At 40.2% G+C, this 19,706-nt stretch carries 22 protein-coding genes; 7 read left to right on the forward strand and 15 right to left on the reverse strand.

Annotated elements, in window-relative coordinates; genetic code table 11:
• Positions 1-23: 23 nt before the first annotated feature.
• A complete protein-coding gene (locus Q0081_RS12175) occupies positions 24-1,343 on the reverse strand; it encodes a D-alanyl-D-alanine carboxypeptidase/D-alanyl-D-alanine-endopeptidase (protein WP_298353406.1) in 1,320 nt (439 codons plus the stop codon).
• Positions 1,344-1,539: 196 nt separating this feature from the next.
• Here Q0081_RS12175 and Q0081_RS12180 point away from each other — a divergent pair, with 196 nt between their 5' ends.
• Positions 1,540-2,517 carry a polyprenyl synthetase family protein gene (locus tag Q0081_RS12180; protein ID WP_298353408.1) on the forward strand — a complete coding sequence of 326 codons (978 nt, stop codon included), beginning with the start codon at positions 1,540-1,542 and terminating at the stop codon, positions 2,515-2,517.
• Positions 2,518-2,577: 60 nt separating this feature from the next.
• On the forward strand, positions 2,578-3,270 hold the full coding sequence (locus Q0081_RS12185) for a hypothetical protein (RefSeq protein ID WP_298353409.1): 693 nt from the start codon (positions 2,578-2,580) through the stop codon (positions 3,268-3,270).
• A gap of 82 nt (positions 3,271-3,352) precedes the next feature.
• Here the strand turns inward: Q0081_RS12185 and Q0081_RS12190 are convergent, their stop codons facing one another.
• From Q0081_RS12190 to Q0081_RS12210, 5 genes are all read right to left on the reverse strand, one after another.
• On the reverse strand, positions 3,353-3,736 hold the full coding sequence (locus Q0081_RS12190) for an energy transducer TonB (protein ID WP_298353410.1): 384 nt from the start codon (positions 3,734-3,736) through the stop codon (positions 3,353-3,355).
• A 76-nt stretch (positions 3,737-3,812) separates the two neighbouring features.
• The gene (locus Q0081_RS12195) at positions 3,813-4,661 is read right to left on the reverse strand and encodes an energy transducer TonB (protein ID WP_298353412.1); all 849 of its coding nucleotides are present in this window, start codon (positions 4,659-4,661) and stop codon (positions 3,813-3,815) included.
• Positions 4,662-4,929: 268 nt separating this feature from the next.
• Positions 4,930-5,316, reverse strand: a complete 387-nt coding sequence (locus Q0081_RS12200; RefSeq protein WP_298353415.1) for an energy transducer TonB — start codon at positions 5,314-5,316, stop codon at positions 4,930-4,932.
• On the reverse strand, positions 5,313-5,837 hold the full coding sequence (locus Q0081_RS12205) for a hypothetical protein (protein ID WP_298353418.1): 525 nt from the start codon (positions 5,835-5,837) through the stop codon (positions 5,313-5,315). Before Q0081_RS12205 ends, Q0081_RS12200 begins: the two co-directional genes overlap by 4 nt.
• A 33-nt stretch (positions 5,838-5,870) precedes the next feature.
• Positions 5,871-6,230 carry a PadR family transcriptional regulator gene (locus tag Q0081_RS12210; protein ID WP_298353421.1) on the reverse strand — a complete coding sequence of 120 codons (360 nt, stop codon included), beginning with the start codon at positions 6,228-6,230 and terminating at the stop codon, positions 5,871-5,873.
• A 131-nt stretch (positions 6,231-6,361) separates the two neighbouring features.
• On the opposite strand from Q0081_RS12210, the gene Q0081_RS12215 reads away from it, so the two are divergent.
• Both Q0081_RS12215 and Q0081_RS12220 read left to right on the forward strand, forming a co-directional pair.
• Positions 6,362-6,586 (forward strand): cysteine-rich CWC family protein, encoded by a 225-nt coding sequence (locus tag Q0081_RS12215; RefSeq protein ID WP_298353423.1) that lies wholly within the window; start codon positions 6,362-6,364, stop codon positions 6,584-6,586.
• 71 nt (positions 6,587-6,657) lie between these two features.
• On the forward strand, positions 6,658-8,031 hold the full coding sequence (locus tag Q0081_RS12220; protein WP_298353426.1) for a hypothetical protein: 1,374 nt from the start codon (positions 6,658-6,660) through the stop codon (positions 8,029-8,031).
• Positions 8,032-8,037: 6 nt separating this feature from the next.
• Here Q0081_RS12220 and Q0081_RS12225 read toward each other — a convergent pair whose 3' ends face one another.
• From Q0081_RS12225 to Q0081_RS12260, 8 genes are all read right to left on the reverse strand, one after another.
• Positions 8,038-8,691: a response regulator transcription factor gene (locus tag Q0081_RS12225; protein WP_298353429.1), complete on the reverse strand. Its 654-nt coding sequence runs from the start codon at positions 8,689-8,691 to the stop codon at positions 8,038-8,040.
• A gap of 9 nt (positions 8,692-8,700) precedes the next feature.
• Positions 8,701-9,342 (reverse strand): response regulator transcription factor, encoded by a 642-nt coding sequence (locus Q0081_RS12230; protein ID WP_298353432.1) that lies wholly within the window; start codon positions 9,340-9,342, stop codon positions 8,701-8,703.
• 34 nt (positions 9,343-9,376) lie between these two features.
• Positions 9,377-10,150, reverse strand: coding sequence for a sensor histidine kinase (locus tag Q0081_RS12235; RefSeq protein ID WP_298353435.1), 774 nt, complete (start codon positions 10,148-10,150; stop codon positions 9,377-9,379).
• 221 nt (positions 10,151-10,371) lie between these two features.
• A complete protein-coding gene (locus Q0081_RS12240) occupies positions 10,372-11,178 on the reverse strand; it encodes a sensor histidine kinase (RefSeq protein WP_298353437.1) in 807 nt (268 codons plus the stop codon).
• The gene (locus tag Q0081_RS12245) at positions 11,175-11,804 is read right to left on the reverse strand and encodes a hypothetical protein (RefSeq protein ID WP_298353439.1); all 630 of its coding nucleotides are present in this window, start codon (positions 11,802-11,804) and stop codon (positions 11,175-11,177) included. The genes Q0081_RS12240 and Q0081_RS12245 overlap by 4 nt, the downstream gene beginning before the upstream one ends.
• A 69-nt stretch (positions 11,805-11,873) precedes the next feature.
• Positions 11,874-12,275 carry a hypothetical protein gene (locus Q0081_RS12250; protein ID WP_298353442.1) on the reverse strand — a complete coding sequence of 134 codons (402 nt, stop codon included), beginning with the start codon at positions 12,273-12,275 and terminating at the stop codon, positions 11,874-11,876.
• Between the two features lie 223 nt (positions 12,276-12,498).
• Positions 12,499-13,299 carry a sensor histidine kinase gene (locus Q0081_RS12255; RefSeq protein ID WP_298353445.1) on the reverse strand — a complete coding sequence of 267 codons (801 nt, stop codon included), beginning with the start codon at positions 13,297-13,299 and terminating at the stop codon, positions 12,499-12,501.
• A 642-nt stretch (positions 13,300-13,941) separates the two neighbouring features.
• Positions 13,942-14,517, reverse strand: coding sequence for a hypothetical protein (locus Q0081_RS12260; protein WP_298353448.1), 576 nt, complete (start codon positions 14,515-14,517; stop codon positions 13,942-13,944).
• 223 nt (positions 14,518-14,740) lie between these two features.
• Between Q0081_RS12260 and Q0081_RS12265 the strand changes: the two genes are divergently transcribed.
• Positions 14,741-16,177 carry a hypothetical protein gene (locus Q0081_RS12265; protein ID WP_298353451.1) on the forward strand — a complete coding sequence of 479 codons (1,437 nt, stop codon included), beginning with the start codon at positions 14,741-14,743 and terminating at the stop codon, positions 16,175-16,177.
• Between the two features lie 440 nt (positions 16,178-16,617).
• Entirely contained in the window at positions 16,618-17,658 is a 1,041-nt protein-coding gene (locus Q0081_RS12270; RefSeq protein WP_298353452.1) for a hypothetical protein, read from the forward strand.
• A 212-nt stretch (positions 17,659-17,870) separates the two neighbouring features.
• On the opposite strand, the gene Q0081_RS12275 is transcribed toward Q0081_RS12270, so the two are convergent.
• Entirely contained in the window at positions 17,871-18,047 is a 177-nt protein-coding gene (locus tag Q0081_RS12275; protein ID WP_298353455.1) for a hypothetical protein, read from the reverse strand.
• Between the two features lie 230 nt (positions 18,048-18,277).
• Here Q0081_RS12275 and Q0081_RS12280 point away from each other — a divergent pair, with 230 nt between their 5' ends.
• A complete protein-coding gene (locus Q0081_RS12280; RefSeq protein WP_298353458.1) occupies positions 18,278-19,660 on the forward strand; it encodes a PKD domain-containing protein in 1,383 nt (460 codons plus the stop codon).
• Positions 19,661-19,706 lie beyond the last annotated feature (46 nt).

Consider the following 19,706-nt stretch of genomic DNA (forward strand, 5'->3'; position numbering starts at 1 on the left):
TGTAGACTGTGAACCGTAAACTATTAATATTTCTCATAAATATCTCTTAGAATCCGCTCTACTTCGGCGCGAATTACGGCAGTTTTACTGATGAAATTTCCATTCATCATACTGAAAATGAGAACTTTGCCTTTTTTTGTTCGCAAATAACCGCTCAGGCAATAGACATTGGATAAAGAGCCCGTTTTGGCAAATATAAAAGGTACCTGACTTTTGTACTGATTCTTTATGGTACCTGCTTTTCCCCCAATCGACATCAATCCAAACAACCGTTCCTGTTGCGGTACTTTAGCGTAAATCTTCTGCAACAGTTTCACCATGGAGCGGGGAGTAAAGAGATTATAGCGCGACAACCCGGAGCCATCTTCCCAAATAGGTTCGTCAGGCAAATCGGTTAGAAAATTCTTTTTAACGTAATCAATGCCCATTTTCATGTCAAACCCAGTGTTATTCGTATCCAACTTTGAGGCACACATCAGCATGATTTGTTCAGCCAGCATATTGTCACTTACTTGAAGCATTCGGCGGTAGACCGTATCCACTGGCAAACCAGGAAGCGTGGAAAAATTGCGTCCCATCGCCATTTTTGGAAAAAGTCGAACTTCTTTTTTAAGTGTATCAGCCAATAATTGAGCCGTCAATTGAGAGGTAATGTGAAAAGGAATATCTTCCGAAAACGATTTGGAAGGCCAACCAGTAGAATAAAAACCGTTGGTGAACTCGTCGCGGGACAGTTTGAATTCATCTGACCAACCCGCCGTACGCAGGCTGTCCTTAAAAATACGCGGACTTACATTGTTATTCGTAAAACGAACAAAATTTCCGTAGAGTGGCAAGGCAGAAAGTTCGCATTGATAATAATCGGGATAATCGCCCCACGACCAACCTGGCCCAAAACGTTTTCCCAGATAGTTGTGAGGATAATAAAACAAATGACCACGCCAAGTTTTCAGAAAATTGAATACATTGCTTGCGGGCATATCAGGATGTAACAGATTCGGGTCACCCGTTCCCCAAAAAATCAATGAATCGCCTTTGGTGGTATACCGTAAAGCAGGAATAGAATCGCCCAAAAGACATAACCCTGCGTACAAAGAAAAAAGCTTGGTATTGGACGCCGGTGTAAAATAGCGGTCAGATTGGTATTCAGCCACCATTTCCTGTTTTTCAATATCGTAGAGAGCAAAGCCCGTATGATTTTGACGGAAAACGGACGACGACGCCACTAAATTTTGCCAGGGAGATTCTGTTTTGTTAGATGAAACCGTTGGTTGAGAACTTGCACAACTGGTCAGAACCAACCAACTGACTAATAATAAGGAAGAGGTTTGTAATAGGCGCATTCTATTTTTTTTAAATCTTTGATAATCAGCCGTATTTAGAAGTACTTTTAGGCAATTCTTATTTTCAGCCTCCAAATTACTCAAAACTTTTTCGCTATCTCGACGTTTGTACCTATAAGTTACGCTAATTTTGAACCAATACCCATTAATAGTTAGTCGTCGTTGCTAACGATTAACCAATAACTCTAAATTTCTAATGACATTTCAACCTTTTTTAGAAGCTATTTCAAAACAGATTGACAACACTATCTACGGCCAACATCCCAACGAATTGTACGACCCCATTCGTTATATCATGTCCTTGGGCGGAAAACGGTTACGTCCTCTCCTGACTACCCTTTCCGCTAATTTATTTATTGACGATTGGCAAAAGTGCCTCAAACCCGCCATTGCCGTCGAAGTATTTCACAACTTCACGCTCATGCACGACGACATTATGGATTGTGCGCCACTCCGGCGCGGCAAACCTACCGTGCACGAGAAATGGAATGCCAACACGGCTATCTTATCGGGCGATGTGATGCTGGTCAACGCGTATGAATTATTGCTTGATGTTGAAACTGCCCAATTGCCCCGCGTCATTAAACGGTTTAATCGAACAGCAGCCGAAGTCTGTGAAGGGCAGCAATTGGACATGAATTTTGAAACGCGATCGGACGTGTCACAAGACGAATACATTGACATGATTCGCCTCAAAACGTCTGTTTTATTGGGTTTTGCCATGGAATTGGGAGGGATGATTGCAGGCGCAGACGAGACCACTACCCAATTACTCTACGATGCAGGTCTCAATATGGGATTGGGCTTCCAACTCAAAGACGATTTGCTCGATGTATACGGCGACCCCGAAAAATTCGGGAAACAGGTAGGGGGCGACATCATCGCCAACAAAAAGACGTTTATGCTCATTGAAGCCCTATTATTGGCCGAGGGAGAAACCAAAGAGAAGTTAGATTATTGGCTTCATTTGGAACAGGGGTCATACGATACCGCCGCTAAAGTCGCTGCCGTAACCGCTATTTATACTGAATTGGGCATTGACAAAATCGCAGAATCCAAATCCGATGAATTTTTTACCAAAGGATTTGAAGCCCTGCACAACTTACCGGTAGCTCCTGAACGGAAAAAACCGTTGATTGAATTTGCGGAATTTTTGGTGGGCAGAGAAAGCTGAAACCTGTATATTTGCTACCTAATCAATTTCCGTAGTTAACAGCCAACTACTTTTATTTGTATGAAAACGTATTTCCTTTCATTGCTTTTGTTTCCTTGTGCTTTTTGTGCATTTTCTCAAAACGAAGATTATAAGCACGTGATCAGTGTTCAATCGGGCGCGAGTCTGTTTTCTCCCTTTCGCGGTACCATTACCGGTTCGCAGAATTCTTCGGATACCACCGTTTCATTTTCATCGGGAAAGGCTTCTAATTTCCCTCAACTCAATATTGCGTATGACTACGGCGTCAATCCATGGTTTTCGATTGGCGGCGCGGTGAGTTACAACAAAGTTTCGATGGATTTGAAAGACGTTAAATACAACAAAACCGAAAATTTGGGCGACGTTACGTTAGGCGTATCGCGCGTTACGATTGGAGCCAGAGCATTGTTTCACTACGGCAACGCCAACCGAATCGATATGTATTCGGGCGTCCGATTGGGTATCGGGATTTGGGGCGTGACGGCAAGTTCAAATTCCGTTGATAAAAGATTGGACGATGTTTTTAAAGAAGCAGGTGGCGGCGGTATCTGGCGAACACTGCTTGGCAATAAATTAGGCGGCGGTTTTGCCATGCCCCAGGTTCAACTCATCGCATTTGGCTTGCGCGGATACCTTACCGAAAACCTCGGCATCAACGGTGAACTTTCCGTGGGCAGCCCTTTTTTTGCCTCCATCGGCATCAATTACCGAATCAGCGGCCGAGAAAGATAAAAATACCCGGAAACGTGGCGTTTATGCGACAGTCGGTTTCAAACCAACCGTCGCATACATTTACGCTCCTGCATGAGTAAATTTATTCCAAAGCAAACACAATCGGCATGATGAACTTCACCCGCACGGCACGACCTGATTGTTTGCCGGGTTTCCATTTCGGCATCAGTTTCATGACGCGCAAGGCTTCTTCATCGCAGCCCTTTCCCAGTGCCCAAATCACTTCTGCATTGGTAATACTTCCGTCTTTTTCAACGATAAATTGCAATTCGACCTTTCCGGATATTTGCTCCTTTCGGGCTTCTTCGGGATATTTTAAGTGTCTCTTAATGAAGTTCCTAAGTGAATCTTCGCCTCCTACAAATTTAGGCGGGTCTTCTACTCTCAAAAACACCATTTCCTGAATGTCTTGCTGTGCTATGCTTACAAATGGAAATAGAAATAATACCAACCAGTACCAATTCATGGCTCCTAAAACAAAGGATTAAATGATAAAAATTATAGAGAAAACTTTGCTGCTCTGCGACTTTGCGTGAAAACATTTACTCCAACGCAAACATAATCGGCATGGTAAACCTCACCCGCACGGCACGACCTGATTGCTTACCGGGCTTCCACTTGGGCATTAGTTTCATCACTCTTAATGCTTCTTCATCGCAACCAAATCCGATGCCGCGCAGGACGTTAATGTTGGAAAGTGAGCCATCAGCTTCTACAGTGAAATTCAGATACACTTTGCCTTGTACGTTACTACTCTGAGCTGCATTAGGATAGCGCAGATTCTTCGTCAAAAATGCCCTGAATGCCTCCATCCCTCCTACAAATTCAGGTTGAATTTCCACCCTGTCAAATATTTCAGGCGCTTTGGCTTCTACCTCGGCCGGTTTTGTCGCTTCGGGAGCAGGCGTATCTTCAGGCGGGGCCACGATAGCTATGTCGTCGTCGCCCGTTCCTTCCACGGTTTCAGGGCCCGGATTGGCTTTTTCCATTTCATCGACTCGGGGAGGCAATTCTTCAATGTCAGGGTTTTTCTGTACCTCAGGCACAAGGTATCGCACGGTCGTTTGCTTGGGCAGTTCTTTTGGTTTCTCCAATTCGGGCAGCGGTTCCACTTCCTTTGCCTTCGTTGGCAAATTAGATAAAACAGTTTCATCATGCATAAACATCTGTACGTCCTCAGATTTTAATCTTCCATAAATAGTTGGGATGATAAAAATCAGCAGGAAAACTCCAATGCCCAGTAAAACAGCATTTCGGAGGACTTTGGGATAGGCTTTTCGGAGGTCATACGCCCCGTAATCACGGTGGCGGTGTAAGAAGACAATGTCATCCAGCGACATAGCTTCGCTAAGCTCGGCGGTTGCCGAGAGGGGCTTTACAAAGATTTCCATGGCATTTGAAATTGAAGATTAATTGACTCTTTTTAACTGAATATCAAACTGAATTATAAGCTAAAATAAAAATAAATAGGGTTATTCCGGCGATTAAACAGGCAATACATTTATGAGCCAATGAATAACTATTCATAAGTGAAGGGTTTAGGAAAACAGGAAGAGATGGAAAAAGACGAACTAAAAATGATGCGGAAGTACAAAGCACTCCTAATCGGCAATTGCCGAGGATTGAATAGAAATTTTAATAGCTGTTAATAGGGTTTTATTACTTCAAATTAAATTTTACAACGATTTGAGTATACGTTCGAAGCAGTCTTCCATCTTGGCTTCCGGGTATCCATTTCGGGAAAGTAGAAATCAGTCGAATTACCTCTTCATTACACCCATAATCAAGCCCCAAAAGAATTTTTGATTCACTGATATCTCCATTCTTTTCAACCAATATTCTCACTAAAACCTTTCCACTAAGTTTGGCTTCACGGGCTTTGGCCGGATAACGCAGATTTTTTTCAATGTATTCATTTAAGGCTACAGTCCCTCCTGGAAATTGAGGATTGACCTGAACTATCTGATAAACAATATCGTCATCTGCCTGTTGGGCGTATACTAAGCTGCTTACTAAACAGCAACTTAACAAAATATATGCTTTCACGCAGGCAAGGCATAATTGTGAGGTGATTTTTTAAAAAACCACGTACCGACTGCGTAGGCAACTCCGCTAAGCCCAATCATCCACATAGCACCTGAGGTAGAGAAAAAATTCCAAGAGCCCTGCGCCATACCCGACAAAAACGCCATCAGCATCAGGAAAAGGCCAACCCCCAAAATGAGAGCACTGCGTAAGGCAAACGGGTAAGACTGACGTAAATCGTAAGCACCGTAAGCTTTATTACGGAACTCAAAGACGATATCGTCCAAACTCGCATTTTGGAGTTGCTCGTCAGTCATTGCGATATCGTGTTGATACGTTTGGCTTAGGTATTTTACCGCCATTGCGTTGGCATCCTGCGTGATTTTCTCCAAAGCCAAGTCAAAATTATAACCCTTCCAAAGGTATTCCTCCGCTTCGCAGGCCAGATGGTCAAGCAGCTCGTTGAGGAGTACATCGTTGGTATTGTTGCGGATAAGGTGGTTGAACAGCTTAGTAAGCTGTTCAGGGGTTAGCTTTTTCATATTTCCAAAAATTATAAAATGGTCATACAAAATCTAAATTGGACTTAACGATAACCCGCCCTCTGTGGGTTTCAGCAGAATCTGCATCGCTTCCACAAAACGCTCGAACTCAGAAACTTTCTGAATGGCGGTTGCGCTCCCGGTAGGAGTAAGTGTATAATATTTCCGCAACCGCCCATCCACTTCTTCCGACTCGGTAAGTAGAAAGCCTTCCTGTTCCAACTTGTGTAATACAGGATATAACGCTCCAAAGGTCAGGGTTATTTCACCGTTTGTGCGCTCCTTTACTGATTGAGTGATTTCGTATCCGTACATGCGTCCATGCTCAGTTAACAGCTTCAGCACAATCGTTTTGAGGGTTCCGCGTAAAAATTCATTGCTTGTTGCTTCCATAAGATTGTAAAGGTGATTTATGCGAACAAATATATATAAGATTTTTATATATACAATACACTGGCTAAAAAATATTTTTTGTGTTGCTCCTTTATTGGCTTAAATTTATGAAGTGAAAATTGGAAAGAAATTTGGAAAATCTTCAAAATTACGAACCTCACAACTGCCCTCGCTGCGAGCAGGCTTTTGCCTGTCAACCCAACGCCATAACCAATTGTGTTTGCTTTTCCTTTACATTGCCTGAATCGGTTTCGCGTTATCTCCACAGTTGTTTATGTCCCGACTGTCTGCGGGAATTAATTGCCTCGGCAGAAAATGAAAATGATTCCAATGTGGTTAAACCTCTTGCTCATTAAATTGTCATAGTACTGAATACCACGAATTTATAAATTTACGTTATCTTCACGCAGTCTTAAACCAAAGTGGAATGAATACCCGTCAATTTTTCTACCTTACACTATTATCTGTTGCCGCTACGGCTCTATTAATCGTTTCCTGTCAAAACAAAGAAACGGAAGCTGTATTGGAGGAAGGCTCTTTCAAGCTCATCCAAACGCAGATTTTTGACAAATCCTGCGCCACCTCAGGATGTCACGCATCGGAACAGGACGCCTCTTTCAAGCAACATGGACTGATACTGACGAGTAACGTTTCATACGATAATTTATTCAATAAACTCCCCAAAAACTCTGCCGCCCAAAGCGACTCTCTACGGTTGATTACGCCCGGAAACGTAGCCAAGAGTTTTCTTTATACCAAGCTTAATTGCAGTGCCGCTTCACTTCTTTCAGGAAAACAGTACGGAAACCCTATGCCATTGGGAGCCAATGGACTGTCGGTAGGTGAAATTGATTTTATCAAGAAATGGATTGAATCCGGCGCTCCGCGCTCGGGTGGTTCGGTAGATGCTTCGCTGATTACCAATTCTGTACCGCTGTGCGGTTCTACTTTTGGAAGTACGTTTACTGCCCTTGAGCCACCTAAAGCCGCCGACGGTATACAATTGCATTTAGACCCGTTTGAAGTTACCAATACTTACGAACGTGAGTTGTTTATTCGCAAACCTGTAGGTAATGCCACCGAACTGTACATCAACCGAGTACAATCACGGATGCGCCCAGGAAGTCACCATTTTATTCTGTATGACTTCAAAAGCCTGAACAATTTACCCACGATGGGGCAAATACGTGACCTGCGAAATGCTGACGGAACCAGCAATCTGGGCACATTTTTAAGTATGCAAAATCACGTTTTTTGGGCAGGAACTCAAACCCAAGAATATGACTTTTCGTTTCCAGAAGGTATTGCATTGCGCATTCCTCCCAATTATTCTTTCGACTTCAATTCACACTATGTCAATAAAACGACGGGTAAGATTCCTGGAGAAGTGTATGTGAACCTTTACAAATTGGATAAGGCAAAAGTCAAGATAGTAGCAAATGCGCTCAACTTAGCCAATGAAAGCTTGACTATATCCGCCAATCGGCGTACCGTATTGACCAAAACGTTTTCGTTTGCTAAAGCAACCAAAGTACTTATGCTAACCTCACACACCCACAAATTGGGCGAAAAGTTTGTAATAAAGATTGTAGGAGGAGCACGAAATGGCGAAATTGTCTATGAAAGTACCGATTGGGAACACCCACTTATCAAAACCTTTACGCAGCCCCTTGAATTCAAAGCAGGCGAAGGGCTAATGTCGGAAATTACCTATAACAACACTACTTCCAAAGCTGTGCGATTTGGCTTGACTAGTGAAGATGAAATGGGGATTATTTTCGGGTATTATTACGAACAATAACCCCGTTTACTGAATGATTACTAATTTGAGTCGGATGGCTTCCACTACCATTCCTACGCGGGTTTTTACTTTCATTTTTTGAAATACGCTTTCGCGGTAGCCATCTACTGTACGCGGACTTACACACATTTTATCGGCAATATCGGTATAGGTCAAATCACCGTCGCAGGCCCACTTAATAAACTCCATTTCCCGGTCAATGATGCCTAACAGTTCCTGCGGATTTTGGGGCGTTTCGGGATTGAGATTATTAACCAATTTCTCGGTCACAAATTCATTATAAGAACGCCCTTTCTGCACAACCTCATCCAGCGCCTGTTTCAATTCGCGAGGTTTACAGCCTTTCAGCAAATAGGCACAGGCACCGTTGCGTAACATTTTTATGACCGATTCCTCCTCGTTGTGCATTGAGAGTGCCACCACTTTCACTTCGGGATGATTTTTTTTTAGCCAAAGTGCCGTTTCATAGCCATCCATTTCGGGCATTTTGATGTCAAGCAACACGATATCAGGTATCATTTTAAGATTGATGCGATTGATCAATTCTTTACCGTTGCCGACTTCGTAAATCACTTCATATTCCTCGTATCTCTGCACCAATCCGGAAAAGGCTTTAGCCACTAATTCATGGTCGTCAACAATAGCAATGGTGGTTTTCATGACTGTTTTTTAATTCAATTTGAGTCGTACTGCTTCCATGGCCAATGTTTGGCGCGATTTTACATTCATTTTTTGAAAAACACTTTCACGATACCCATCGACAGTACGCGGGCTTACGCACATTTTTTCGGCAATATCGGCGTACGTCAAATCACTGCATGCCCATTTTATAAATTCCTTTTCGCGCTCGTTAAGGCGCAAGGCATCCTGCGGATTTTGAAGCGTTTCTGGATTCAGGCTTTTAATCAATTGCCCGGTTACAAATTCTGTATAATAAAACCCTTTTTGTACAATGGCATCCAAGGCCTGTTTCAATTCAAAAGGTTTACAGCCTTTGAGCAAATAACCCCGTGCGCCATTGCGCAGCATTCCTACGATAGATTCTTCTTTGTCATTCATAGAAAGCGCCAGCACTTTCACTTCCGGATAATTATTTTTTAGCCAAAGGGCTGTTTCAAAACCATCCATTTCGGGCATACTGATATCGAGCAGCACTACATCAGGCACCATCTTGAGTTTGATGCGGTTGAGGAGTTCTTTTCCGTTATTTGCTTCATAGATTACCTCGTAATCTTCGTATTTCTGAACCAACCCCGACAGGGCCTTAGCCATTAGTTCATGGTCGTCAACAATCGCAATCGTAGTTTTCATAGAGCCCTGCCTCCTTGGAAGGGAATTTAGGTTTTTATACTTTCTTTTCGATGGTCACTTTCGTTCCTCCGTTTATTTTATTTTCAAAGGTACATTTTCCCCCTATTAATTTAATACGGCGCTGAATATCACGCCATCCAAAATTTTGCAAACTTTCGTCTGCCTCTTCGGGTAACGCCTGTCCATCACTTTCCACCACAATCTTCAAAGGATCCGACTCATAATTGAGTTTTACCGTAAGGTGACTCACTTTTGCTCTTTTAAAAATAACAGTTACCACTTCCTGTATCACTCTAAACAGCACAATTTCTTTTTCATATTCCAAGGGATATGACGTTCCCGTTACCACTAACTCTGTTGTCACGTGGTGATTCCTGCGAAACCGCTGCAGGTATTGGCCGATACAATCCTGCAAATCGAAATCCTGCGCCATGCATCCTTCCAAACGCCGAATCAATCCTCTTAAATCGGTAATGGACTTTCCTACTATGTCGTTGGTTTGTTGAATAAACGTGCGTTGTTCCTGATTCAATTCCGTTTCTTCCAGCGAATACAGATACATTTTTGCTACCGACAGCATTTGTCCAATATTGTCGTATAATTCTGACCCCACCCGCTCAAATGCCTGCTTCTGCACCTCTACCTGCGACTCAAGGACTTCCTGTCGATAATTTGCTGTCATTCTCTTACTGTTGTCTTCTTTTTGGAATTTTTGTCTTTGTCTAACCATGTATTTTACCACCAGGATTTCTATCACTAACATGATAAATCCTACTGCGCACAGCCCTATCCACACTTCTCCGGTCATGATGTTCTCTTAGTTTTTTAGAATACAATAACGAACAGAAGGCCAGGTGAATGTAATTGCACGAAAGTAGACCAAATGCGGATAGCGCGCAACGGGAAATTCCCCCTATTTCGGGGGGTGTTTTTACGGTATTTGCAAAAAAATAGCCCTACCCTACCCTCCGTGCGACGGTCCGACCCACTAAGGGAGGGTGCAATTTTGAGAGTATATTTTTACAGTATTTATAGAACAATAGGCAATTGAATCTCTATTTTTGTACCTTGTCCGCGTGCCGTTTCAATTATATAGGTTCCGCCCACCATTTCAGTACGGCGTTGGATATTTCGCAGGCCGGCACCTGCGTTTTCCATTTTGCGACCTAAAACTGCTTCATTGTCAAATCCTTTGCCATCGTCCTGCACCGTAAGGCTAAATTGAGCAGGCGTATAGTGGAGTGTTACTTTTATAGTTTTGGCTTCGGCATGTTTGAGTATATTGGTTAGAATTTCCTGTACGATCCGAAAAAGCACGAATTCTTTTTGACCGTCCAACCGATACGGCTCGCCTTCCATCAAAATCTCGGTTTGATACTTGCCCGTAGCCCGAATACGTCGCAAGTCATGCGACAGACTATCTACCAGCCCAAAATCTTTGGCAAAATCGCCGTCCAGGCTTTTACTCAGGCTCCGGACATCCGCAATGGTTTGCTGGAGAATCTTACTTGTATCTATAATTTGACTTCTGGTTTTCAAATCCGAAACGTCTTCTTCGAGTATATCCAGATTAATACTCATCACCGACAGCAACTGCCCGATATTATCGTGCAGTTCTCGTCCAATTTGCTGTAACGTCTGATTTTGAATTTCGAGCTGTGCCTGAAGAATTTCCTGTTGGTACTGATGTTGAAGAGTTATTTTTTCCTGACGATGTTCCGATTGGCGTTTTTTGAATAATCCAACGATAATGATAATGAAAAACACTGACATTAAAAGCAAAAAACAAATCGCCATTAATGCTAACAGTGTTCTATCGTCTATAGAATTCATCATTTATATACTAAATTTTGATGGCAAAAAAAGGCACCGACAAAGGAAGAATAAAGTACATAATTGGTAAAGCTGCGTACATTGGAAAGCGCTAATGTGATAGGATCATATTGGTTTAATAAATTAAATAACCCCAATCCCACTAAATTAGCATTGAAAATTAACAGGCCAATGGATATCCAAACTAAAGGATATTCTAAAAATTTATGCTCGTTCACATTTTTCAATAATTCATAGAAATAAAGAAAAATCCAAAGAGTAGTCAATATGGATTTGGTCATGGAAAGATTGGCACAAAACATCGTTAAAAAAGGCTCCCAATAAATTCCGTTGACAATCGCAAATATCCAAAATAAGAAAATGCTATAGAGCATAAATCGATACTGCCGCAGCTCCAAATAAAAAGCATACGTTACCAGCGAATATTGAATGGGATTATAGAGATGATAGATATAAACGTTATTCCCAAAATTGAATCGAATATAAAGTGCCACCAACTCGCTGATAAACGTATAAACCATTAACCAAAAGAGAACTTTCGTAGGTTTTACTAAACGTTTATAATTGTATATCCCAGCACATACTGCCAATAATTGAATGACGTGGTAGAGAATTGTAGTCCATTTCATAATAATCACCTTTGTTCAACAAAAAAGGCATTAATTTCTTAAAAAGAAAAAAATGCCTTCTCTATTTTTTTACAACAACTCACACGGCGGTGGCGGTTTGCAAGGCTCATGCTCATCGGAAAGCAAGTCCGTCGCCGTAGCGGGGTCACCCGCAGGCGTGCGGCGCAGAATAATTTCCTTTTGGTACATGTTGTTGCCTCGTTCGTCTACTCCCACAAAAATGATTGTGAACGACAATTGTTCTGGCTGCCCCTCGGGCGCAAGATTTCTAATGCCGGGGTAGGCTCTGACATCTTTACATTCTTTCCCAAACTCGTCCGTTTGAGACAGGATTTTTCTCAAATCCTGTCCAAGAACAAGCAGATTCTCCCAAAAAAGGGCTTTGATTTCATCCGAAAAATTATCACTGCCGTACTTCTTAAAGGCAGCGTTGTAACTTCTCGCTTTTTCTCTCGAAATAATTCCTGACATACTGCATAGGGGTTAAATTGGTAAACAATTCATTTAACTCCACAAAGCTAAATATCCTTAATTGCCCATAAAATGAGGAAAACACCCTTTTTGTACCCGAAAAATACGGTAGAAGAAACGGGAAATCTCCCGTTGTTTTTATGCATTTAAGTACCCAAATAACAGCTTTTAAGTATTTGCAACTAAATAAAGTCTCCCCTTACAGGGGGAGATTTAGTGGGGGTTACAGAGAAGGCAGTTGAATATGCACGCTTGTGCCTTCGTTCTGAGCGGTTTTGAAGGTACAGGTTCCGCCCAGCATTTCAGTACGGCGTTGGATATTGCGCAGCCCCACGCCCGACTTACTCATCTCCCGGCCCAAGACCGCTTCGTAATCAAAGCCTTTGCCATCGTCCTGCACGGTAAGGCTAAAGTGAGCAGGTGTAAATTGAAGGGAGACTTTGATGTATTTGGCCTTGGCGTGTTTGAGAATATTACTCAAAATTTCCTGTACCACTCGGAAAAGCACGATTTCTTTTTGCCCGTCCAACTGATATGCCTCACCCTCAATCAAAATATCGGTTTCGTACTTACCCGTAAAAGCAATACGCTGCAACAAATGCTTCAAACTATCTACCAACCCAAAATTCTTCACAAAATCGCCGTCCAGACTTTTGCTCAAACCACGCAGTTCATCAATCGTTTTTCCTACTACCTCATTCACTTCCTCAATTTGCTTGGGTGTAATTGTTTCTTCTATCTCCAACATATTCAATTTAAACCGCACCAACGTCATCAATTGCCCGATGTTATCATGCAACTCCCCGCTGATGTGCTGTAAGGTTTGGTTTTGTATTTCGAGTTGGACTTGGAGGATTTCTTGCTGATGTTGGGCGTGGAGGGTGGCTTTTTCTTGACGGTTTTGGAGTTGGCGGCGTTGATAAACAAACACAAATGAAATCATAAAACCAATCACGACTACCAATGATAGCAAACCTAAAATTAAAACAATGGATATGTCTATATCAAAGGACATGTCGTTCATCTGTACGAGGCCAGCTATTATTTCGGTATTTCAGAATCGGAAAGAGGCAGAATAAGTAAAAAGCCACATCAAACCATAAAACAATATAAATCCAAAAATTAGCTAACTGATGATGGTCTATGATTAAATAACGCATTAATCCCATTTGGAAAAAACTGACAAAATATATCAAAATACCAGAAGACACCCAAAAGGCGGGTATCTTACTAAGGACTTCGACTTTGTTTGCTCTTATCAGTTGTTGCAAGTATATAAGCGACCATATCAGAAGTAGTATCCGTGTAAGTAAGAGTATATAAAATGGCATTTCTTTTAGACTTTGAACAAAACCACTAAATATAATGGCACAAGCAATTACCAAAAAAATGCTGTAATTGATGCTTCCTTTGACAGTAGGAGTATGTATGCTTTCTCTCAAAAAAAGAGCCAAAGTAATGTACTGAAATGGAATGAAAAAATGATAAAGGAAAAGGTTGTTACTCCTAAAAGCAGTCATGTAATAGTCTGCGTTTACTTCGAGCAAAAAAGTAACGATAAAAAAATAAAGCAAAAACTTAGCATATCGGGGAAGCCGATCGTATTGCCATATACCTACGACTACCCCGATAAATAAAATTGCTAATATGAGCCACTCAACAGGTGTCATTTATGGGCAAAGTTGATAGTATTATTGAAATTGGCAGTAGTCATAATGGCCGTAACCACGGTTTGGGCTGGGCAAGGATTGGCGGGTGGGCAAGGAGTAGGTTCTTCGCAGAAAAGAATCGTATCTCTTTTTCCCTGTACTTCTATTAAGTCTTGCATATCTTTGCCGACAGGTGTTATGGTGATTCCAATGCCAGGCACTGTTTCGGTTTGTGGGGAATTGGGCGGTGACTCATGCCCATTGGTGAGATATAAATATTCTTTTACGCCCAAATTGATCGCTATTCCGTAGCAATCGCTCCCTTGTGCTAAAAGCCGTAACAATATATCTTTATGAATATGAAATCGTAGAAAAACCCCTTTTAGGTCGTTTGGCTGAGGCATACGGCCAGTAGTGGTTTGGATAGATGGAGCAACGAATGTATCAAAAAATTGAGCAGCCTCTGTATCAAGCAATGGTGCATTAACAGTTTGGGGAGCCATGACTGTTTCATTGCCCCAATTTGCTTGGCGATTTGAGGGAGGGAATACTCCTGGAGCATCGTTTTCGAGGTAGATTTTTTCGTAAGCCATTTTGAAAAGAATTAAATGTAAGATAATGATTTATTGTGAACCGAGAGTAATTCTACACAAAGGTCGGTCTAAATGTATTACGGACACAACGGGAAAAATACCCTTTTTATACGGGAAAAATACGGTATCAAATACGGGGAATTTCCCCTGTAAAATCTCGGATCAAAGTGCAATATTTGCGCAATTGTTATAAATTTCTCTTCATTCAACCTTATATAGCCTTATGAAAGTCCTTTTATTATCCTTTCTAACGTTATTATGCTCATTTTTCTACTCCAAAGGTTTTGGACAAGCAAAGGGAGGAGTAGATACTTTGGTAATTGAAATTGATAAGGTAACAGAATTCCCCAAACGCCCTTTTCCTTTTGACATGCCCTTTATTTTGAAGAAGGAATATCCTTCATCGGACACAAATATGAAAATTTTGAAAGTAGAAATGATTAACCTAAAACATGAAAATAAAGCAAACAGAATAAATAAAAGATTAGAAAAGCTCAGAAAATCAAATGAAGATTCGGTAAATAAGACAAAATTGACCTTAAAATTGCTCCAAGCTGAAGATAACAATTCAAAAAAAGCTAATTATGAAGATAAACTGAATCGGCAAACTCAGGAAGCAACGAAAACATATAGTCAAGTTATGGATGAGCTGAATATTGAAAATCTCCCTGATACTGCTGCGCTACAAAAAAAAATAAAGAGAAAGTTTAAGAGGTTAAAAATTATAGAATCATGTGCTTACAAAGTTGAAAAAAATGTATTATATATCTATGTGCCTGAATTAAGGCCAAATAGGTTCTATGATTTTAGAATAGTAAAACAGTACAATAAACCATTACTCGATGAAACTTATAAGATGTTTGAAGCGGTACACGAAGCATATAAAAACCCTTATGATAAAGAAAAGCATTTTGAAGAAGCAAAAAAAAGATTTGCCAATATAAATTACTATAAAAACTCACAAAGAGATCCATCTTCGTTGCTCGACAATCTTTGGAGGCGTACATTAACTATGTACAACGACCTTGCTCTTCAACCATTAAAATTCCAAGAAGATATTTATCAATCTGTGGCGGTTTCAAATATATTTATCTCTAATTTAACTGCAAATAATTCCCAGCAAAAGACTATAAAGCAGGACTTGCAATTAATGATTAATTCGCAATCTCCTATTGAAAGATTTTATGAAATTTCTTTAAGAAATCATTTTGACGCCATTGATAATAATGAACCAAAAGCAACTTTGGTTAAAAGTAATCTTAAATATTTAGAACAAAAGAAAAAAGAAATTACTGACAAACTTAACCTGATTGAGAAAAAAAATGCTTTTAAAATAGCAATAGATAGTAGTCAACTAAGGTATACTTTTAAAGAGCAATTTGACAACAACTATTTAACAGATTTAAAAAAAGAAGAACTCAACATTATTGAAAAAAACTTAAAAATTGAAAAAGAAAGTATATTAAATAAAATAGCTAAAAATCACATATATAACAAAGACAACCCAATGGTGAACATTGATATTAATATTAATTTTATATCAGAAGAATTATTGGCAAACAGTACTCGACCAGCAAGGAATTCAAATAACATTTCCAGTGTCCCTCAAAACAATTTTAGCAACTTATTTACTACTAATATATTTAATTTTAATACTTGAAATTTTTATGGAATTATTGCAGATTTTGGATACTGTTATTATGTACCAATAGCAGAAAAACCGTTTGAAAAAGCTGGGTTTACACCTTATATTGGATTCAATATTGAATTGAGACAATTTAATAGAGATATTCCTTTACGACTCATAAAGAATAAGAATTTTTGGAACAGATGGTCTATATCAACAGGAATTACCCTTCAATCCATTGCAAAGACAGGAGTAAGAAGCAATCTGTTTGGCAATAATAACTTGATGATAGGTGTAGGTTATAAATTGACCAATGCATTCCGACTTAAATTATCGGGAGTTATCTACAATCAAGAATTTCCTAACTACATATCCTCCAGTAAAAAGCTTACAATATTGCCAACTGTAAGTTTCTCATTGGACTTAAGTATAAAAAGGTTAATCGGAGATATTCAAAGCGTATTTAAATTTCCATGAAAAAATCCCTACCACCACTTTTCCTACTCGGAATTAGTTTCTTGTTTAGCACTTGCCAAGAGATAGAACCTGCTTGTGATTTTAATATTCAAAGTAATCAAACCTCCATCAAAGCTGACGGTGAAAGCACCATAAATGTATATGTTAATCTTCCTGACAACACTTCTGAAAATACTGAAGTTAAGTTCAGAACCACTCATGGTTTTTTTGACGGTGCTGCAACGGCCACACCCAAAGAAGTAAGCCGAAAAGTAGTCCAAGTTAATGAAAATGGCGTTTTACGGAAGAAAGCCTGGGCGTTGTTGAAGAGCGGCACAGAGCCTGTAGATACAGTAAAGGTAACGGCTTGGATAGAAAGCAAATGCGAAGACTCTGAGAGTTTTAAGTTTATTTATGATAGTCCTCCAGCCATTACCCTGATTCCTCCATCTGACTCCATTTTAGCAGATGGAGAATCTACGACATCAATAACAGCAGAAATTCCACTTAATACATCTACTCCTCGCTCAACAATTACATTTCGCACCGATAAAGGAGTTTTTGAAGCAACTAATTCCGCGACTATTACTCAGACGGCGCAGATAGTTAATGGTAAGAAGCAGGCAAAAATAACTTTTAAAAGCCCTTTAAGTGTTGGGATAGCCAAAATAAAAGCGTCCATTTTAAGTTCTGAAAAAGAAATGGAAATTAAGCTCAAGAACGCGCCGCCCGATAAGATTAAAATAAAAACTGATAAAATTTTGATTCAAAAATTGGAAGATATTGTAACTTTTACCGTAGAATTGAAAAGAAATAGCGGAAAACCATCTATTGGAAATAAAGTGACTTTAACTGTGACAGATGAACAAAATAATAGAGAATACACAAACAATTTTCTTGAAAGAAATGAAGAAAGTGACGCAAATGCCTTATGTACTTTTAAGTTCAGTCTTATAGAGAAACTTGACCCTACAGTTAAACAATTGAAGGTGATAGCCAAATCTAATGCTTTGGGCGTTGCAGATGATTCTATAATTATCTCGGTCAAAATATTGTAATCACTAATTTACATTTTCAACGCAGGATTATGAATGAAGCCTTCATAACCCTACCAACTTTCCACCTAATCCCCTTATCTTTGCGGTTCAAAAAACCGAATAGAATGATTTCAGTAGATAACGTAACTGTGGAGTTTGGGGGGCGGACTTTGTCTAATGATGTCACTTTCAATAGCAACGAAAAAGATAGAATCTGCTAAGAGGATATTTATTCATCTTATAGAAAAATCAAAGTTAGTCAGGCCAATCTCTTTTCTGCTCTGAATGGTTACAAATTCAGCAGAATCAGTACTTCTTTTAGGCACAAGAGCTGTAAAATACGGAATACGGTCGGCTATAACTTCGCCAGCCACTCCACATTGATTTTCTGAAAATAATTCAAGAGCCATTTAACTGTTAATCTTTTGGTACGGAAAAATACGGTACCATGAGGGGAAATTGCCCGTATTTTCTGTAAACAGGTACGTAAATCAATACGGGAAATCTCCCATGACAAATACGGGAAAAGTACGGTATCCAATAGGGGAATTTGCCCGTGGCGAAGATGGAAAAGTAGAAAGACCTTTGTAACAACTAAAAAACCAGGTCTATTGTACTAATTTTTAACACATCCAAATGTATGAAAACTTCGCTGCTTCACCTTCAGAATAACGCATTGTTATTAATAGTGGCTTTTCTTTTCAGCACCTGCAAAGAAAAAGAGCCAGTAGCTTTACCCAAAGCCAATTTTGAGTTTTTTCCCAACACCAATTTGGTAGCACCCGTAAAAATTACCTTTACAAATACATCCCAAAATGCTACAGGCTACTTGTGGGAAACAAGTGATGGGCAAACATCGATTTACAAAGACATAACTTATACGATTAACAGTGGCGGCAAGTATAGTATGAAACTTACTGCAACAGGTGAAGGAGGAACTGATACTTATTCACGTTCTTTCGTAGTAGCTGATGCACCAAGTTTACAGCCCATTGCTGGCTTTACTTATTCGCCCGCCAACAACTTAACAGCTCCCGTTAAAGTTACCTTTAGCAACAGTTCTAAAAATGCGGACAGCTATAAGTGGGATTTTGGCGATGGAACAACCTCGACCGAGGCAAATCCAACAAAAGAATTTACCAAAGCAGGCACTTTCAAAGTAAAACTAACCGCATTTGCCAAAACAAGTTCGTCAGAGAGCACGGCTGACATCACAGTTAATGCGACAGTTGCAACGACTCCCACTGCCGACTTTACCTATTCTCCAAGCAGTAATTTAACAGCACCTGCAAACATTACCTTTACAAACACCTCAAAAAATGCGAACACTTATAAATGGGATTTTGGGGATGGAACGACCTCTACTACTGCAAGCCCCACCAAAGAGTTTACTAAAGCGGGCGATTTCACAGTAAAACTTACTGCTACTGATTCTAAAAACCAATCCGCTCAAAAAACAGTAACTATCTCAGTAAAAGCCGCGGCAGTGTTGCCCGTTGCCGATTGGACTTGGAAGGCAAGCAATTTGAAAGTAACATTTACGAACACCTCAAAAAATGCTAACAGTTATAAGTGGAATTTTGGCGATGGAAATACTTCTACCGCTTCAAGCCCTACCTATGAATACGCCAAAGCAGGTACTTACACGGCCACGCTTACCGCCAGTGATGGTAAGAACCAAGATCAAGATTCAAAATTGGTAACTATAACTGCCCCTATTGTACCTACTTGTGATTGGGCTACTTATAGTACAGCAACAGCAATAAAAGTTGAAACCAGATGGGGAGACTGTGGAGCAGATGGATTAGGTATAAAAATAACCAATCTAACTAAAATCAAGTTAGAAGCTTATTGGTGTTTTAAAAAGAAAGATGGCACATGGAGTTGTGAAGCCTCTTCTATAGCTGCTGGGAGTTATCATTCAACATGGAGTTGTAAAAATACGGGCGATGTTAAAGTATGGGCAATGTCTGCGGATGAATTCAAAAAGAATAACTGCGGCTATTCATCCTTGAAACCATAAACTAAGTCGTTGCTTTACAAAGAAAACACCCTGAATAAAGCGTTTA

The organism is Runella sp. (assembly GCF_027484545.1).
GTDB lineage: Bacteria > Bacteroidota > Bacteroidia > Cytophagales > Spirosomataceae > Runella.

Excerpts from the sequence above, each read along its gene's own strand:
- Q0081_RS12175 (WP_298353406.1), bottom strand. The coding sequence starts at position 1,343 with ATGCGCCTATTACAAACCTCTTCCTTATTATTAGTCAGTTGGTTGGTT.
- Q0081_RS12180 (WP_298353408.1), top strand. The coding sequence starts at position 1,540 with ATGACATTTCAACCTTTTTTAGAAGCTATTTCAAAACAGATTGACAAC.
- Q0081_RS12185 (WP_298353409.1), top strand. The coding sequence starts at position 2,578 with ATGAAAACGTATTTCCTTTCATTGCTTTTGTTTCCTTGTGCTTTTTGT.
- Q0081_RS12190 (WP_298353410.1), bottom strand. The coding sequence starts at position 3,736 with ATGAATTGGTACTGGTTGGTATTATTTCTATTTCCATTTGTAAGCATA.
- Q0081_RS12195 (WP_298353412.1), bottom strand. The coding sequence starts at position 4,661 with ATGGAAATCTTTGTAAAGCCCCTCTCGGCAACCGCCGAGCTTAGCGAA.
- Q0081_RS12205 (WP_298353418.1), bottom strand. The coding sequence starts at position 5,837 with ATGAAAAAGCTAACCCCTGAACAGCTTACTAAGCTGTTCAACCACCTT.
- Q0081_RS12210 (WP_298353421.1), bottom strand. The coding sequence starts at position 6,230 with ATGGAAGCAACAAGCAATGAATTTTTACGCGGAACCCTCAAAACGATT.
- Q0081_RS12220 (WP_298353426.1), top strand. The coding sequence starts at position 6,658 with ATGAATACCCGTCAATTTTTCTACCTTACACTATTATCTGTTGCCGCT.
- Q0081_RS12225 (WP_298353429.1), bottom strand. The coding sequence starts at position 8,691 with ATGAAAACCACCATTGCTATTGTTGACGACCATGAATTAGTGGCTAAA.
- Q0081_RS12230 (WP_298353432.1), bottom strand. The coding sequence starts at position 9,342 with ATGAAAACTACGATTGCGATTGTTGACGACCATGAACTAATGGCTAAG.
- Q0081_RS12235 (WP_298353435.1), bottom strand. The coding sequence starts at position 10,150 with ATGACCGGAGAAGTGTGGATAGGGCTGTGCGCAGTAGGATTTATCATG.
- Q0081_RS12240 (WP_298353437.1), bottom strand. The coding sequence starts at position 11,178 with ATGATGAATTCTATAGACGATAGAACACTGTTAGCATTAATGGCGATT.
- Q0081_RS12245 (WP_298353439.1), bottom strand. The coding sequence starts at position 11,804 with ATGAAATGGACTACAATTCTCTACCACGTCATTCAATTATTGGCAGTA.
- Q0081_RS12250 (WP_298353442.1), bottom strand. The coding sequence starts at position 12,275 with ATGTCAGGAATTATTTCGAGAGAAAAAGCGAGAAGTTACAACGCTGCC.
- Q0081_RS12255 (WP_298353445.1), bottom strand. The coding sequence starts at position 13,299 with ATGAACGACATGTCCTTTGATATAGACATATCCATTGTTTTAATTTTA.
- Q0081_RS12260 (WP_298353448.1), bottom strand. The coding sequence starts at position 14,517 with ATGGCTTACGAAAAAATCTACCTCGAAAACGATGCTCCAGGAGTATTC.
- Q0081_RS12265 (WP_298353451.1), top strand. The coding sequence starts at position 14,741 with ATGAAAGTCCTTTTATTATCCTTTCTAACGTTATTATGCTCATTTTTC.
- Q0081_RS12270 (WP_298353452.1), top strand. The coding sequence starts at position 16,618 with ATGAAAAAATCCCTACCACCACTTTTCCTACTCGGAATTAGTTTCTTG.
- Q0081_RS12275 (WP_298353455.1), bottom strand. The coding sequence starts at position 18,047 with ATGGCTCTTGAATTATTTTCAGAAAATCAATGTGGAGTGGCTGGCGAA.
- Q0081_RS12280 (WP_298353458.1), top strand. The coding sequence starts at position 18,278 with ATGAAAACTTCGCTGCTTCACCTTCAGAATAACGCATTGTTATTAATA.